General features: G+C 73.9%; 13 protein-coding genes. 7 read left to right on the top strand and 6 right to left on the bottom strand.

What is annotated here, in order from left to right; all coding sequences use genetic code 11:
• Positions 1–15: 15 nt before the first annotated feature.
• The 3 genes from ACZ4Z3_RS27990 to ACZ4Z3_RS27980 form a co-directional block, all read right to left on the bottom strand.
• Positions 16–207: a hypothetical protein gene (locus tag ACZ4Z3_RS27990; protein WP_468503608.1), complete on the bottom strand. Its 192-nt coding sequence runs from the start codon at positions 205–207 to the stop codon at positions 16–18.
• Positions 208–449: 242 nt separating this feature from the next.
• Positions 450–659, bottom strand: a complete 210-nt coding sequence (locus tag ACZ4Z3_RS27985; RefSeq protein ID WP_468503607.1) for a hypothetical protein — start codon at positions 657–659, stop codon at positions 450–452.
• A 26-nt stretch (positions 660–685) separates the two neighbouring features.
• Positions 686–1,708: a Ppx/GppA family phosphatase gene (locus ACZ4Z3_RS27980; RefSeq protein WP_468503606.1), complete on the bottom strand. Its 1,023-nt coding sequence runs from the start codon at positions 1,706–1,708 to the stop codon at positions 686–688.
• A 166-nt stretch (positions 1,709–1,874) separates the two neighbouring features.
• On the opposite strand from ACZ4Z3_RS27980, the gene ACZ4Z3_RS27975 reads away from it, so the two are divergent.
• The 7 genes from ACZ4Z3_RS27975 (at position 1,875) to ACZ4Z3_RS27945 (ending at position 9,383) form a co-directional block, all read left to right on the top strand.
• Entirely contained in the window at positions 1,875–2,453 is a 579-nt protein-coding gene (locus tag ACZ4Z3_RS27975; RefSeq protein ID WP_468503605.1) for a GNAT family N-acetyltransferase, read from the top strand.
• 123 nt (positions 2,454–2,576) lie between these two features.
• Positions 2,577–4,073 carry an ABC transporter substrate-binding protein gene (locus ACZ4Z3_RS27970; protein WP_468503604.1) on the top strand — a complete coding sequence of 499 codons (1,497 nt, stop codon included), beginning with the start codon at positions 2,577–2,579 and terminating at the stop codon, positions 4,071–4,073.
• 266 nt (positions 4,074–4,339) lie between these two features.
• A complete protein-coding gene (locus tag ACZ4Z3_RS27965) occupies positions 4,340–5,839 on the top strand; it encodes an ABC transporter permease subunit (protein WP_468503603.1) in 1,500 nt (499 codons plus the stop codon).
• Positions 5,836–7,194 carry an MDR family MFS transporter gene (locus ACZ4Z3_RS27960; protein WP_468503602.1) on the top strand — a complete coding sequence of 453 codons (1,359 nt, stop codon included), beginning with the start codon at positions 5,836–5,838 and terminating at the stop codon, positions 7,192–7,194. The genes ACZ4Z3_RS27965 and ACZ4Z3_RS27960 overlap by 4 nt, the downstream gene beginning before the upstream one ends.
• 94 nt (positions 7,195–7,288) lie before the next feature.
• Positions 7,289–7,786: a DUF2975 domain-containing protein gene (locus ACZ4Z3_RS27955; protein WP_468503601.1), complete on the top strand. Its 498-nt coding sequence runs from the start codon at positions 7,289–7,291 to the stop codon at positions 7,784–7,786.
• Positions 7,786–8,082 carry a helix-turn-helix domain-containing protein gene (locus ACZ4Z3_RS27950; RefSeq protein WP_468503600.1) on the top strand — a complete coding sequence of 99 codons (297 nt, stop codon included), beginning with the start codon at positions 7,786–7,788 and terminating at the stop codon, positions 8,080–8,082. The genes ACZ4Z3_RS27955 and ACZ4Z3_RS27950 overlap by 1 nt, the downstream gene beginning before the upstream one ends.
• Positions 8,083–8,213: 131 nt before the next feature.
• Positions 8,214–9,383 carry an amidohydrolase gene (locus tag ACZ4Z3_RS27945; RefSeq protein WP_468503599.1) on the top strand — a complete coding sequence of 390 codons (1,170 nt, stop codon included), beginning with the start codon at positions 8,214–8,216 and terminating at the stop codon, positions 9,381–9,383.
• Positions 9,384–9,462: 79 nt separating this feature from the next.
• Here the strand turns inward: ACZ4Z3_RS27945 and ACZ4Z3_RS27940 are convergent, their stop codons facing one another.
• From ACZ4Z3_RS27940 to ACZ4Z3_RS27930, 3 genes are all read right to left on the bottom strand, one after another.
• On the bottom strand, positions 9,463–12,282 hold the full coding sequence (locus ACZ4Z3_RS27940; RefSeq protein ID WP_468503598.1) for an NHLP bacteriocin export ABC transporter permease/ATPase subunit: 2,820 nt from the start codon (positions 12,280–12,282) through the stop codon (positions 9,463–9,465).
• Between the two features lies 1 nt (position 12,283).
• Positions 12,284–14,449, bottom strand: coding sequence for an NHLP family bacteriocin export ABC transporter peptidase/permease/ATPase subunit (locus ACZ4Z3_RS27935; protein ID WP_468503812.1), 2,166 nt, complete (start codon positions 14,447–14,449; stop codon positions 12,284–12,286).
• Between the two features lie 68 nt (positions 14,450–14,517).
• Positions 14,518–15,324, bottom strand: coding sequence for a hypothetical protein (locus ACZ4Z3_RS27930; RefSeq protein ID WP_468503597.1), 807 nt, complete (start codon positions 15,322–15,324; stop codon positions 14,518–14,520).
• Positions 15,325–15,330: the final 6 nt, after the last annotated feature.

Here is a 15,330-nt window from a genome sequence, read left to right as displayed (position 1 = left end):
GTCCAGGTCCGACCGTCACTCGGTGGTGACGGTCCAGCGGCCCACCTCCCGGTGTCCGGAGTCGTACAGGGCCTGCCCGTCGCCCGGCGCCATCTCGCAGTGGCGGAGGTTGCCGCCCCAGTACCGCAGGATGCGCTCCAACTCCTGGACGGCGGTGCCCTCGTCCCAGCCCGTACTGTCCAGATCGACCTCGAGAAGGAACTTCACTTCGCGCGTCTCCACTTCTGTGTGGCTCGGATTGGTACCGGCGCGACCGGCACGGTGTACACCTGCCCCCAGGTCCCTCCATCGTTCCACCCGATGTCCCGGCCGGCCGCTGAACCACTGGGCGTGGCTTCGCCGTTGGCGCGGGGGCCGTCCTCCCGTGTCCGCGCACCCGTGGGGCCGGGCGGTCCGCCGCCCGGCCCCACGCGCGCCGTTCACCGGCCTCGCCGGTGTGGGTCACGGTTTCATTCGCGGCCCCGGTCGTGATCGCCGTCGTGCCGTGACTCCTCCTGGGCCCGTTCGTTGGGCGTGATCGCCTCACCGGCCTCGCCCCGGTGGCGGCGCTGCCGGGCGGAGTCGGTGACACGGGTCTCCGCCTCCTCGGCCTCGTGCAGGACCTCCTCCAGTGCCGTCTCGGGCCGGTCGCCGGGCACGCGCTTCTGGTGACGGGTCATGGGGTTCCTTCTCCTTTCCTGGGGCGTCAGCCGGCCGGTGTCGCGATCCGTAGGGCGACCGGACCGGCCTGACTCGGCAGCGGGGCGGCGGGCCCCGCGTCGTCGTGGGTGACCTCCGCCCACCAGGCCGGGCCGTCCTCGATGTGCCGGAGGAACACGCCCTCGCGGATCGCCCAGGGGCAGACGGTCACCGACCTGAGGTCGGTCAGCTTCATGGTCGTGTGCCCGACCACCGCTCCGGCCAGGCTCTGCGCCGCGCGCGGCGCGGAGATGCCCGGGAGCGTGTACCGCTCGGCCGCGGGGAGCGCGGCGAGGCGGTCGATCGCGCGCGCCAGGTCCGACCGGTGCAACTCCCGCTCCACGAACGGGCCGTGCCGACCGGGCGAGGCGCCGCAGAGTCTCGCCAGCTGCTGGAACGTGCGGGACGTGGCCACCGCGGTGCGCGGCCCCTCCCACCGGATCCGCGCGGCGACGTCCCGCAGCTGGTGGCGGACCTTGCGGCGCAGCGCCTTGACGCTGTCGGGCGACGGGATGTCCTGCCCGTCGAAGAACTCATGCGTCAGCCGGCCCGCGCCCAGCGGCAGCGACGCCACGAAGTCCGGCAGCCGCCCCCGGCCGAACGCCACCTCCAGGGAGCCACCCCCGATGTCGAGCAGCGCGAGCGGTCCCGACCGCCAGCCCATCCACCGCCGCGCCCCGAGGAAGGTCAGCTCCGCCTCCACCTCGCCGGGCAGGGTGCACAGGCGTACGCCGGTCTCCTCGCGCACGGCGCGCAGCACGTCCCGGCAGTTCGGCGCGGAACGCACCACGGCCGTCGCGAACGCCAACGGGGCCGAGGCGCCCCAGCGTTCCGCCGTCCGCGCCGCGGCCGCGACCGCCTCCGACAGCTGTCGTACGGCTTCGTCGGGGACGTCCCCTCCGGGAGGCACCTGCTCGGACAGCCGCAGCCGCCACTTGGCGGTGTGCACCGGCAGCGGCACGCCGCCCTCGGTGTCCGCCACCACGAGCCGTACGGTGTTCGATCCCACATCCACCACGCTCATCCGCATGACCCCGGAGTACCCGCGAGCCGCCGCGACACGCGTGCCGCGAACGGCGGTCAGGGGTGAACAGTCGTGTACCGGCCGACCGGGCGCTCCCGCTCACCACCCCGGCCATGGCCTGCCGACCCACCCCCCGATCAAGATGATCAGCCTTATTGCATATGATGTGCAGGTGCAGGAATACGACATCAGGCCCGCGGGCCCCGACGACCTCGACCGTGCCCGCGCGGTGATGCTCGACACCGTCTACCGGGATTTCGGCACGGGCTACGTCCCGCGCTGGCACGGCGACATCATCGATCTGCGCGACGCGTACGTCATGCCCGCCCGGCACACCCTCCTGGTGGCGGTCGACCGGCGGGACGGAGCGGTCGTCGCCACCGGCGCGCTGGACTCCCGAGGCCCCGCGCATCCGCCCAACCCGCGCGCCCTGGCCGAGCGGTACCCGTCCGGCCGGACCGCCCAGCTGCGCCGCGTCTATGTGCGCCCCGAGCACCGACGGCGCGGCCTCGCCCGCCGACTGGTCGCGGCACTGCTGGACTTCGCGGCGGCCGACGGCGGCTACCACTCCGTCTATCTGCACACCGACCCCGCCGTGCCCGGCGCCGAGGATTTCTGGCGTTCCCAGGGCGACGTGGTGTGCGACGAGCGTGCGGAGACCGGCGAGCGGGTCGTGCACTTCGAGATCCCGCTGCCGGCGCGTCCCACCCCCGGCACGGCGGTCGGCACGGCCACCTCGCCTGTCGGATGACACAGGGTGCCGTGCAACGGGCCCTCAACCGGCCGTCCCCGCCCCCTGACCGGCCCGCCCGCCCCCCAACGGCCCTCCCCGCCTCCCCATCGGTCGTCCCCGCCCCCCGGAGAACCAAGGACCATGCGCTCCCCCCGCCGCCGCCGTCGCGTCGTCGCCGGACTGCTGCTCGCCCCCGCTCTGACCGGCTGCTTCGCCTCCGGGGGCGGTTCCTCCGGGGGCGGCTCCGCCGACGGCTCCCGGTTGCGGGTCGCCCTCGCGTTCCCGCCCGCCGAGAACTTCTCCCCGTACGGCGCCGACGCCACCCTCCTCAGCCGGCTCGGTGTCACCGAGGGGCTGACCGCGCTGGACGCCAACGGGGCGGCGGCCCCCGCGCTCGCCCGGTCCTGGACGCGCGAGAACGACCGGAACTGGCTGTTCACCCTGCGCGAGGCGACGTTCCAGGACGGCACCGACGTCACTCCCGCCGCGGTCGCCGCCGCCCTCACCCACGCCGCCGAGGCCCGACCCGTCACCCCGGCGCTCTCGGGCGTCACGCTCACCGCGAAGAAGAACGGCGACCGGCAGGTCCGGATCACCACCGAGAACCCCGACCCCGCCCTGCCGCTGCGGCTGGCCAGCCCCGGCCTCGCGATCCTCTCCGCCAAGGCCTACGCCGGGAAGCGCGTGAATCCCGTCGGCGCGGCCACCGGCCCGTTCGAGCTGACCGAGGTCACCGGCACCACCGCCGCCACCCTGGACCGCTACGACGACTACTGGGGCGGCCGGGCCCAGGCGTCCGGTATCGACGCCCGGTTCATCGCCGACGGCACCGCCCGCACCAACGCCCTGCGCACACGCCAGGTCGACGTGGCCGAGGCCGTCCCGGTGTCGCAGGGGTCCACCCTCACCCGGGGCACCCGCCACGAGACGGCCACCACCCGCACCACCAGCCTTCTGCTCAACACCAGGAACGGCGCCTTCACGGACCCGGAACTGCGCGCCGCCGCCCGTGAGGCCGTCGACGGCTCCGTCCTCGCCAAGGACGTGTACGAGGGGCACGCCGACCCCGGTGTCGGCGTCTTCGGCCCGGCCGTGACCTGGGCCGCCGGCAAACGCCCCGAACCCGCCGGACGGGCGGAGGCGGCCGACCCCGCGGGCATCGCGATCACCGTCGCCACCTACGACAACCGGCCCGAACTGCCCGAGGTCGCCCAGGTGCTCCAGCAGCAGCTCAAGAACGCCGGATTCAAGGTGAAACTGGAGGTGCGCGAGTACTCGCGGCTGGAGAGCGACGCCCTCGCCGGGAAGTTCGACGCGTTCGTCGGCGCCCGCAACTCCCTGCTCGACACCGGCGACCCCGTCTCCGTCCTGGCGAGCGACTTCACCTGCGACGGCGGCTACAACCTCGCGCTGCTGTGCGACAAGAAGGTCGACCGTGCCGTCGCGGACGCCCAGCAGGAGTCCGACACCGCCGAGCGGCAGCGGGCGGCGTTGAAGGCCGAGGCGGCCGTCCTCGCCACCGACGCCACGGTGCCGCTCGTCCACCAGCGGATCATCACCGGCGTCGGGACCTCCGTACGCGGTGTGCTCCTCGACCCGTACGAGCGCACCCTCATCGGAACGGGGACCCGGCGCTGATACGGAACCTGTGGCGCGTCCTGCTCGCCGCCGCCCTGCTGTGCGGTATCGGCCTGCTGCCGTGGCTGTCGCGCACCGACCCGGCGCTCACCGTCCTCAAGGCGCGCTCCGCGGAACGTGACCCGACACCGGACGCCCTGGCCGCCGTACGGGATCAACTGGGCCTCGACGCGGGCCCGGCGAAACTGCTCGGGGAGTGGTTCGGCGGGCTCGCGCGCGGAGACGCCGGACGGTCGTGGATCTCCGGCGGCGAGGTCACCCCCGCCGTGGTCCAGGCGCTCGGCGTCTCCCTGCTGCTGATGGCCGCCGCGCTCGTGGTCGCGCTGCTCACGGCCGGTGCGGTGTGCGCCCGCACCCTGCTGCGGGGCGCGGGCCGACGCCTCGACGACCGCGGGGGCGGAGGCGGCGGGGCGGCGATGCTGGCCGCGCTGCCCGAGTTCCTCACCGGATCGGTGCTCGCGGTCGTGGTCGGGGTCCACCTCGGCTGGCTCCCCGCGCTCGGCTGGTACGGGCCGCGGTGGACGGTGCTGCCCGCCCTCGCCCTCGGTCTGCCCGCCGGGGCACTGCTCGGCCGGATGCTCGACGACCTGCTGCCGGGCGCCTTCGCCGAACCCTGGGCGCTCGCCGCCGCCGCGCGCGGCACACCCGGGCGGATCGTGGCCCGCCGCGCCGTACGCCGCTGTGTGCCCGGACTCCTGCCGAACGTGGGCCTGTTCGTGGTCGGCCTCACCGGCGGCGCCGTCGCCGTCGAGCAGATCTTCGACATACCCGGCCTCGGCCGCACCACACTCCAGGCCGCCGTCGCCCAGGACCTCCCCGTCCTCCAGGCCGGCACCCTCGCCCTCGTCCTGCTGGCCGCCCTCGCCGGAGCCTGCGCCCGGCTCGCCGCCCGCCTCCTCATCGGCCCCGCCCTGCGCGACGGCGCCCTGGCCTCCCCGCACCGCCCGAAGCCCGCCGGACCACGCGTCGCCCCCCTCGTGCTCGGCACCGCCCTCCTCGGCACCGTGGCCCTCGGGCTGACCCGCGACCCGCTCGCCCTCGACACCGGCGCCCGCCTCGAACCCCCCTCCTGGGCGCACCCGTTGGGCACCGACGCGCTCGGCCGGGACCTCCTCGCCCGGATCGGACACGGCGCGTTCACCACCCTCTCCCTGGCGGTCGCGATCAGCGCCGCCGCACTGCTGACCGGTGTGCTGCTCGGGCTGCTGCCCCGTCTGTCCGGGCCGCTCGTCGACACCGTCAACGCCATACCGGCGGTCCTCGCCGGCCTGCTCGTCGCCGGTGCCGTCGGGAACGGGGCGGCCACCCCGGCGCTGGCCGTGGCTGCCGTCGCCTGGGTGCCGCTCGCCGCCCACACCACCGCCCTGCTCGAACAGGAACGGGCCACCACCCACATCACCGCCACCAAGGGCCTCGGCGCGACCGGCGGACAGCTCCTCCGCCGCGAGATCCTCCCCGCGCTCCTGCCGCCCGTCACCCACCACGCCCTGCTGCGGCTGCCCGGCGTGGCCCTCGCCCTGACCTCCCTCGGCTTCCTCGGCCTCGGCGCCCAGCCGCCCGACCCCGAGTGGGGCCTCCTCCTCGCCGAGAACCAGCCGTACGCCGAACGCGCCCCCTGGGCCGTCCTCGCACCCGCCGCCGCCCTCGCACTGCTGGGCGCGCTCGCCGTCACAGCCGCGGGCGGAGTGCGGCTGCCCCGTCCGCGCACCAGGGCCGCACGGCGGCCGGAGCCCGCCGTCGCCACCCCCGCAGGAGAGACCGCATGACCGAGCCCCAGCGACAGCCGAGCGGAACCGCCCCGGACCGGGTGGCCGACGTGGGCGAGGCGCCCGTACCGACGTCCGCCGGCCCCTCGCGACGCCGACCCGCCGAGCCCTCGCGAGGCGGGCCCGAAAAGCCCTCGCGGCTCCGCGCCTGGGGGCGGCTGAACCCCCTGCTGCGGCTGCTGATCCTCACCCAGCTGGCCTTCAACGTCGGCTTCTTCGCCGTACTGCCCTTCCTCGCCGAGCACCTCGGCACGGCGATCGGGATGGCCGGCTGGATGGTCGGGTTCGTGCTCGGGCTGCGGACGTTCAGCCAGCAGGGCCTGTTCGTGGTGGGCGGGGCGCTCGCCGACCGGTACGGCGTGCGCCCCGTCGTCCTCGTGGGCTGTGTGCTCCGGATCGCGGGGTTCGCATGGCTCGGCTACGCCGAAGCGGCCTGGTCGGTCATCGGCGCCGTGCTGCTCATCGGCTTCGCGGCGGCCCTGTTCTCGCCCGCCGTCGAGTCCGAGGTCGCCCGGCAGGCCGTGGTCTGGGAGGAGTCGGGCGGCGGGTCCCGTACGCGGGTGCTCGCTCTGTTCACGGTCGCGGGGCAGGCCGGGGCGTTCGTCGGCCCGCTCATCGGCGCTCTGCTGCTCGCCGTCGACTACCGCGTGGTGTGCCTCGGGGGCGCCGGTGTCTTCGTCCTCGTCCTCGCCGGTCACGCCCGGCTGCTGCCGCAGCACATACCCGGCCGGGAGCGGGTCGAGGTGCGGGGCGGCCTCGGCGGGCTGCTGCGCAACCGCCGGTTCCTGGCACTGTGCGGCGCCTACGGGGCCTATCTGCTCGCCTACAACCAGCTGTACCTCCTGCTGCCCGACGAGGTGGAGCGGGCCACCGGGTCGCAGGCCGCGCTCGCCTGGCTGTTCGGGCTGTCCTCGCTGCTGGTGGTGACCGCGCAGCTGCCGGTGACCCGCTGGGCGGGGGACCGGTTGGATCTGCGACGGTCGATGGCGGCGGGGCTGCTGCTGATCGCGGCCGGGTTCGGCGTGGTGGCCCTCGCCCGGCCCGCCGGATGGACGGGCACCGCGGGGCTGCTGCCCGCCGCCGGGTTCGTGGTCCTGCTGACGCTCGGGCAGATGCTCGTGGCCCCGGCCGCCCGGGCCTGGGTGCCGGACCTCGCCGTCGAGGGCCGCCTCGGGCTGTACACGGGGGCCATGTCCTCCGTCTCCGGTCTGATCGTCCTGCTCGGCAGCGCGGGCGCCGGGTCCCTCATGGACACCGGGCTGCCCCCGGCCGTCCCCTGGGCGGTGCTGGCGGCCGTCCCGGTCGCCTCGATCCTGCTGCTGCCGCGCCGCTCGCGCGCGGCCGGGCGGCACTGACGGTCCCTCCGCGGTGGCCCGTGATGGGCCCTGCTGTTGCCTCGCGTATCGAATATCGATAGATTTCCATCGCTCATCGAGAGAAGGAGGGGTGATGGGAAAGCTGACGACGCTCGCGCTCCGCGTGGTGATCGCGGTGCTGTTGGCGGGTTCGGTGCTGGTGCAGGGGGTGATGGTGCCCTTGCTGGCCGCCGATCTGGACGGTCTCGACCCGGACATGGCGCATGTGCGCACCCCGGTGCTGGTGATCGTGGTCCTGGGCGTGGTGACCGTTCAGGCGGTGTTGGTCTGTGTATGGCGGCTGGTGACGATGGTCCGGCGCGACACGGTCTTCTCCCACGAGGCCTTCCGCTATGTGCACGGCGTCATCGGCGCGATGGTGGCGGCCTCCGCCCTCGTGTTCGCACTCGGCGTGGTGCTGGCGCCCGGCGAGGCGGTCGCACCGGGCGTCGTGCTGCTGCTGGGCGGTGTCTCCCTGGCGGTCCTGGGGGTCGCACTCATCGTGCTCGTCCTGCGGCTGCTCCTCGCCAAGGCCGTCGCCCGCGACATCGAGGCGGCGCGGATGCGGGCCGAACTGGCCGAGGTGATCTGATGCCGATCGCCGTCGACATCGACGTGATGCTGGCCAGGCGGAAGATGTCCGTGGGCGAACTCGCCGACCGCGTCGGGATCACCCCCGCCAACCTGGCCGTGCTCAAGAACGGCCGGGCCAGGGCGGTGCGGTTCACCACGCTGGAGGCCCTGTGCGAGGTGCTGGAGTGCCAGCCGGGAGACCTGCTCCGCTGGGAGCCCGGCCCGCCCGAGGGCGGCGACACCGAGGCCGAGGCGGGGGAGGCCCGGCCGGGGGCGGTCGAGGTGGACGCGGTCGAGGCGGGCGCCGCCGGCTGACGCACCCCGGACGGGCCGGGTCGGGGGAGCGCCCCGAAGAAGTGTTCGGAGGGCCCCCGGCGGTGTCGGTCCGGTGTCCGGTGGAACCCGGAGGCCGACGACGACAGGTTCGCCGAGGACCGGGAGGCCCCGTGATCCAGCACTCCGACGCCCTGTACCGGCGGGTGCGCGCGGCGGTCGCCGAACAGGCCGACGCGTGCTGGAAGGTGGCGACGACCCTGCACGCCGACCCGGAGTACGCCTTCGACGAGCGGCGGGCGGCGGCGCTGCTCACCGGTGAGCTGCGGCGGGCCGGCTTCGAGGTCCAGGAGGGGGTGGCGGGCATGCCGACGGCCTTCGTGGCGCGGTCGGGCGCCGAGCGGCCCGCGGTGGCGCTGCTGCTGGAGTACGACGCCCTGCCCGGGCTCGGCCACGCCTGCGGCCACCACCTGATCGCCGCCGCCGGCCTCGGCGCCGCCCTCGCCGCCCGCACCGCCCTGGACGACGGCGCCGGCTCCGTGCTGGCGGTGGGCACCCCGGCCGAGGAGGGCGGCGGAGGCAAGGCACTGGAGGTGGAGGCCGGTGTCTTCGACGGCATCGACGCCGCGCTCATGTTCCATCCGGGGGTGCACGACTGGACCCGGGCCCCGCTGACGGCGCAGGAGCAGTACCGGGTCGCCTTCCACGGGCGGGCCGCCCATCCCACGGGCAACCCCACCGAGGGCGTCGACGCGCTCGCCGCCCTCGTGGAACTCTTCAACGTCCTGGCCGCGCTCGGCCGCCGACTGCCGCGGGCCTCCCACATCCAGGGCATCGTCACCCACGGCGGCGAGGCCACGAACATCGTCCCCGCCCTCGCGGAAGGCCGCTTCGGGCTGCGCGCGGCCACCACCGGTGCCCTCGACGACCTCGCCCGACAGCTCGCGACCAGCGCCGAGGGCGTGGCCCTGGCCACCGGCACGAGCGTCACCGTCGAGCGGGCCACCATCCGGTACGAGCACTTCCGGGACAGTGGGCCGCTCTCCGACCGCTTCGCCGCCCACCTCGACCGCGCCGGCGTCCGTCTGGGCCCGCCCGCGGACGGCGTGTACCTCGGCTCCTCCGACATCGGCAACGTCAGCGCCCGCGTCCCCGCCATCCACCCGTTCGTCGCGATCATGGACGAGGACGGGTCCGACCACACACCCGAGTTCGCCGAGGCCGGCGTCTCGGAACGGGCCCGCCGGGTGCTCCGGGCGGCCACGGAGGCGCTGGCGTGCACGGCCGTCGACGTGCTGCGCGACCCCGCCCTGCGGGAACGGATCCGGCGCCCGTACGGGTGAGGCAGCCGCACGGCGACCGTCCGTCCGGCAACCGCAGCTCCCACGGCAGGCCCACCCCGGACCGCCACCGGACGGGGCGTCAGGCCAACTGGCGTCGTACCAGCTCGTGCAGGCGTCCCCCGGTGTCCGCCAGCAGAACCGCCGGTGGGCCCACTTCGACGACCTTGCCGTCCTCCATCACGACCACCCGGTCCGCGTCCATCACCGTGGACAGCCGGTGCGCGATCACGATCCGCGTGGCGTTGAGGGCGCGGGTGCTCTCCATGACCGTGCGCTGGGTCTCGTTGTCGAGGGCGCTGGTCGCCTCGTCGAAGAAGAGGATGCGGGGGCGCCGGATGAGGGCCTGGGCGATCATCAGCCGCTGGCGCTGGCCGCCGGAGACCGCCCCGTTGCCCTGGACGATGGTGTGCAGGCCCATCGGCATGCGCCGGATGTCCTCCGCGAGCCCCGCCATCTCCGCCGCCGTCATCGCCTCCTCCGGCGTGTACGGCTCCGTGCCGCAGATGACGTCCAGGATCGAACCCGTGAACGGCTGGGCGTGCTGGAGCACCACACCGCACTGCCGGCGCACGGCGGACTGGTCGAGGGCGGTCAGGTCCTGCCCGTCGTACAGGACACCGCCCGACACCGGCCGGTCGAAGCCGATGAGCAGACGCAGCAGGGTCGACTTGCCGCAGCCGCTCGGGCCGACGACCGCGACGAACTCGCCGGGCTCGATCGCGAAGGACACGTCGTCCAGCACCAGCGGCCCGTCGTCCGCGTACCGGAAGGACAGCCGGCGGGCCTCGATCGCGCCGGAGAGCACGCCGGGGCGCGTGCTGGCCGTCCGCACCTCGGGGGTCGCCTCCAGCACCGGCTTGATCTCCTCGAACAGCGGCAGCACGGCCACCGCCGACACGAACGCGCCGGTCAGCTGGGTGACCGAGGTCAGCAGCATGGTCACCGAGGTGTTGAAGGTGAGGAACTCCGCCGCCGACATCGAACCGCGCGCCGGACCCGCCAGCAGCATGAACATCAGCAGCGTGCACAGCGGCAGATACACCGCCCCCAGCACCGTGTTGAGGTTCTTGATGCCGCCGACCTTCTGCTGGAGCTCCCGGCTGCGCGCGAACTCGCCCGCCCAGGCGGCGTAGGCGTAGTTCTCCGCGGCCGCCACCCGTAGCTTCGGCAGTCCCCGCAGCGTCTGGAACGCCTGGTTGTTCAGCTTGTTGCCCAGGACCACCAGCCGCCGCTGCCAGCGCACCTGCCACAGACCGAGGCCGAGGAACACCGCGGTCACCACCACGAGCATGCCGATCGCGGCCAGCGCCATCGGCACGCTGTACCAGAGCAGCAGCGCCAGGTTCACGGCACCGACCGTCACCGACTGCGCGACCACCGGGCCCACCCCGGCGAGCGTGCGGCGGATGGCGCTGATGCCCATGGCGGCGCTCGCCAGCTCACCCGTCGAACGCGACGCGAAGAACTTCGTCGGCAGCCTCAGCAGCCGGTCCCACACCGCTGGTTGGAGCGTCGCCTCGATCCGGCCCTCCAGCCTGAGGATCGTCAGGTTCTGCAACAGCAGGAACGCCGCCGACACCACACTCGCGAGCATCACCGCGAGACACGCCTGCGCGATCAGGTTCTCCTGCGCCTTCGGCACGTACTCGCCGAGGATCCGGCCCGTCGCGATCGGCACCAGCGAGCCCAGCACCACCGTCACCAGACCGCTCAGCAGCAGGCCCGTCATGTCGCCGCCGGTGCCGTGGAGGCTGAACCGCGTCAACCGCAGCGGCGTCAGCGCCCGTTCGGGCAACGGACGATAGAACATCACCGCCCGCGGCTCGAACTCCGCCGCGTTCGCCCTCTCGACCGGCGTCTCCCGGCCCGAGGACGGCTGCACGGCCACATAGCCGCCGCGCCGCCACAACAGGGCCACAGGGGCACCGGACAGCGCCCGGTGGCCGACCAGCGGACCCACGTCGTCCCGCCACCAGTGCCCGTCCAGCCGTACGGCACGGACCCGGACCCGGGAGGCCAGCGCGATCCGCTCGACCGGATCGAGCCGGTCGCTCTCCGCGCCGCTCTGCGCGGGCTCCGCGAGCACGATCCCGGCCGCGCGGGCGACGAGCCGGCAGGCCGCGTACGTCGCGTCGGCGTCCGCGGCCGTCGTCCGCCGGGCCGCCGAGGACCGGCCGATGGAGGCGAGCAGCGTCCGGTCGGCCTGGACGCGGACGGCCTCACCGGCCTTGATGCCGGCCGCCGTACGGTCCTCGTGGGTGCGCTCCAGCTGCTCGATCCAGCGGTCCAGGGTGGCCAGCAGCCGGTACTGCTGGTCGACCATGCTCTGCCAGACCCCCGGGTCCATCAGCAGATCGGCCGCCGCCTCCGCCCCGTACAGCGAGCCGTACTGGACGCTGCCCGGCGGGACCTGCATCCAGAACACGTCGTCGTCGGTGGGGGCCGCGGCCTGCTCGGTGGCCATCGGCGCCTGGAAGAGAATGGACAGACCGCGGCCGACGCCCAGGGCGAGCGCGTACTCCAGCGGACTGCTCTGCGGGGGCACCAGCTGCGGGTTGCCCCACTCGTCGTACGACCAGGTCTCGGTGTTCGCCGGCTGGTACAGCTCCCGCAGGCCGATACGGCGCACCACACAGTCCCTGAGCGGGCGGGCCACCAGGGTGTGCTGGGACCCCGCGACCGGGCCGAGCAGCAGGGCGCCCGCCTCCAGTCGGCCGAGATGGTGCCAGTGACCCTGCTCCGCGGCGTCGACCGCGAACAGGTCCAGGGCGCCGGAGGCCACCAGCCACAGCACCTGCGGGCCTTCGAGGTCGAGACGGGTGAGGCCCGCGCAGTCCAACGGCGCGCCCATGGCGCCCAGCGCACCGAGAACGAGGTCTCCCTCGTGGACGGCAGTCATCTCACCGCTCCCTGACCAGCCGGGCGTACGCGCCGCCGCGCGCCACCAGTTCCTCGTGCCGGCCGCGCTCCACGATCGTGCCGTGCTCCAGGACGACGATCTCGTCGCTGTCGCGGACCGTGCTGAGCCGGTGGGCGATCACCACGCAGGCGCAGCCGCGCTTGCGCAGGTTGTCCATGACGACCAGCTCCGTCTCCGCGTCGAGCGCGCTGGTCACCTCGTCGAGGACGAGGATGCTGGGCCGGCGGACCAACGCCCGCGCGATCTCCAGACGTTGCCGCTGACCGCCGGAGAAGTTCCGCCCGTCCTGCTCGACCCGGCTGTGGATGCCACCGGGGCGGCGGACCACCACGTCGTACAGGGCCGCGTCCCGCAGCGCCTCCACCACGGCCTCGTCCGGGATCGACGGATCCCACAGGGCCACGTTGTCGCGGACGGTGCCCTCGAACAGGAACACCTCCTGGTCGACGAAGGAGACGGACGCGGCGAGCGCGCCGCGCGGGATGTCCTCCAGACGCCGGCCGTCGATCCGGATCACGCCCTCCCACGGCGCGTACAGGCCCGAGATCAGCCGGGACACCGTCGACTTGCCGCTGCCGGAGCCGCCCACCAGCGCCACCTGCCGGCCCGGTCCGACCGTCAGGTCGAAGCCGGAGAGCAGCGGCTTGTCGAGGGGGCTGTAGCCGAAGGTGATGCTCTCCAGCTCGACGTGGCCGTGCAGCCGGCGGGTCGACTCGGCGCCGTCGGGGCGGCCGTACAGCGGGTCGGCCTGGAAGTTCTCCACGTCCTTCAGCCGCGCCACGTCGGCCGCGAAGTCCTGGATACGGCCCGCGACACCGTTGAGGCGGGTGATCGGCGCGGTGAAACGCGTGACCAGCGCCTGGAAGGCCACCAGCAGCCCCACCGAGATGTGGCCCTCGACGGCGCGCATCCCGCCGATCCACAGGATCAGCGCGCTGTTGAGGGTGGCGAGGGTCGGGGCGACCACCCCCAGCCAGGCGCTCGGCACGCCCAGCCGCTGCTGCTCCTCCAGCGTGGTCGCGTGCTGTCCGGCCCACTTGCGGAAGTAGCCGTCCTCGCCGCCGGTCGCCTTCATCGTCTCGATCAGCTGCAGACCGGTGTACGCGGTGTTCGTGAGCCGGGCGTTGTCGGCGCGCAGCTTGGCGGTGCGGGTCGCGCGCAGCCGGATCACGACCCGCATCGCCACCACGTTCAGCAGGGCGACCGCGATGCCGACGAAGGTGAGCTGCGGGTCGTAGGTGTAGAGGAGCACGGCGTAGAGGACCACCACGATCGCGTCCACGCCGGCCGCCGCGAGGTCGCGGGCCAGGGTCTCGGCGACCGCGTCGTTGGACTGGAGCCGCTGGACGAGGTCGGCGGGGCTGCGCTGCGCGAAGAACGTGACGGGCAGGCGCAGGAGATGGCGCAGGAAGCGGGCACTGCTGAGCGTCGACGAGATCAGCCGGCCGCGCAGCAGGTTCGCCTGCTGCAGCCAGGTCAGCAGCACCGTCAGCAGCACGCACGCGCCCATGGACGTGAACAGCACACCCAGCAGCGAGGTCTGGCCGCCGATCAGGAACATGTCGATGTAGGTGCGGCTGAGGGCGGGCACCGCCGCGCCCACCGCCACCAGCAGCAGACTCGCGAGGACGGCGGCCGGCAGGGTGCCGGACGTGCCGCGCATCCGGGCGGGCATCGCGCCCAGCACCCCCGGTCGGCGGCCGCCCCGCTCGAAGTCGTCGCCCGGTTCCATGACGAGGACGACTCCCGTGAAGCTGGAGTCGAAGTCCTCCATCGCCACGAAACGGCGGCCCTTGCCGGGATCGTTGATGTGGACGCCGCGCCGGCCGAAGCGGCGCCCCATCCCGTCGTAGACGACGTAGTGGTTGAACTCCCAGAACAGGATGGCCGGGGCCCGTACCTCGGCGAGGGCGGCCACGTCCATCTGCATGCCCTTGGCGGTCAGACCGTAACCACGGGCCGCCTTCAGCAGATTGCTCGCACGGGAGCCGTCGCGGGAGACACCGCAGGCGATGCGCAGCTCCTCCAGCGGGATGTGCCGCCCGTAGTGCCCGAGGACCATGGCGAGGGAGGCGGCGCCGCACTCCACGGCCTCCATCTGGAGGACGGTCGGGGTCCGGACGCCCTTGCGGACGCCCTTGGGCACCGGGCGTTTCCTCGGCGCCGTCTTGCGCCTGCCGTGCGTCGACGGTGGCGCGGTGTCGGGGGATGAGGTCACGGGAGCAGCCAATCGATCGGACGCTCGTCGGCCATGCGGACGGAAGCCGTGGCCATGGTCATGGAGGTCAGCTCGAACGGCGGCCCGTCCTGCGACGACCACCGGTAGCCCGACCTGGTCGACGCCTCCCGGTCCAGCCGCACGGTGACGGCCACGGGCCGGCCTTTCTTGGTGAACTGCTCACCGAGCTGGCGGTCCCCGAGGAACGCGGCGATCGACTGCGGTGTCTGCGCGGTGCGGTCCACGGACTTCACATGGCCGCGCAGCACCCCGTAGCGCTGGGCGGGCGCCGACTGGACGGTCAGGTCCACGCGCGCGTTCCGGGGGATGGAGGCGGCGTTCTCGGCGGGCACGTACACCGTGGCGTACAGCGGGTCGTCGGGTTCCGCGACCTTCTCGACGGCCGCGACATCGGCGCCGGTGCGGATGATCTGGCCCATCGTGGCGGCGAGCGCGGAGATCCGGCCCGCGGCGACGGACCGTACGACGGTCTCGCCGTCGGCGGTGGCCACCTTCAGGACCGGGGCCCTGGCGGGGAGCCGCTCGCCCTGCTTCACGAGGACGGCGGTGACCTGGCCCGAGACCGGGCTCTGCAGGACGTAACTGCCCTGGTTGTGCGTGAGGACGGCGGGCGCGCCGACCGTGGAGGCGACGGAACCGGTGACGGCCCACGCGGACGCGGCGGCCATGGCCACCACCGTCACGGACAGCACGAGCCAGCCCTGCGGGCGGGCGAAACGCACGGGGAGGTCGAGTTCCTCCGGCGACTGGAGCTTGGCGAGGGCCTGTTGGCGGAACTGCACGGGACT

Source organism: Streptomyces sp. NPDC030296, assembly GCF_055572815.1.
This window is presented reverse-complemented; position numbering and strand designations above follow the sequence as displayed.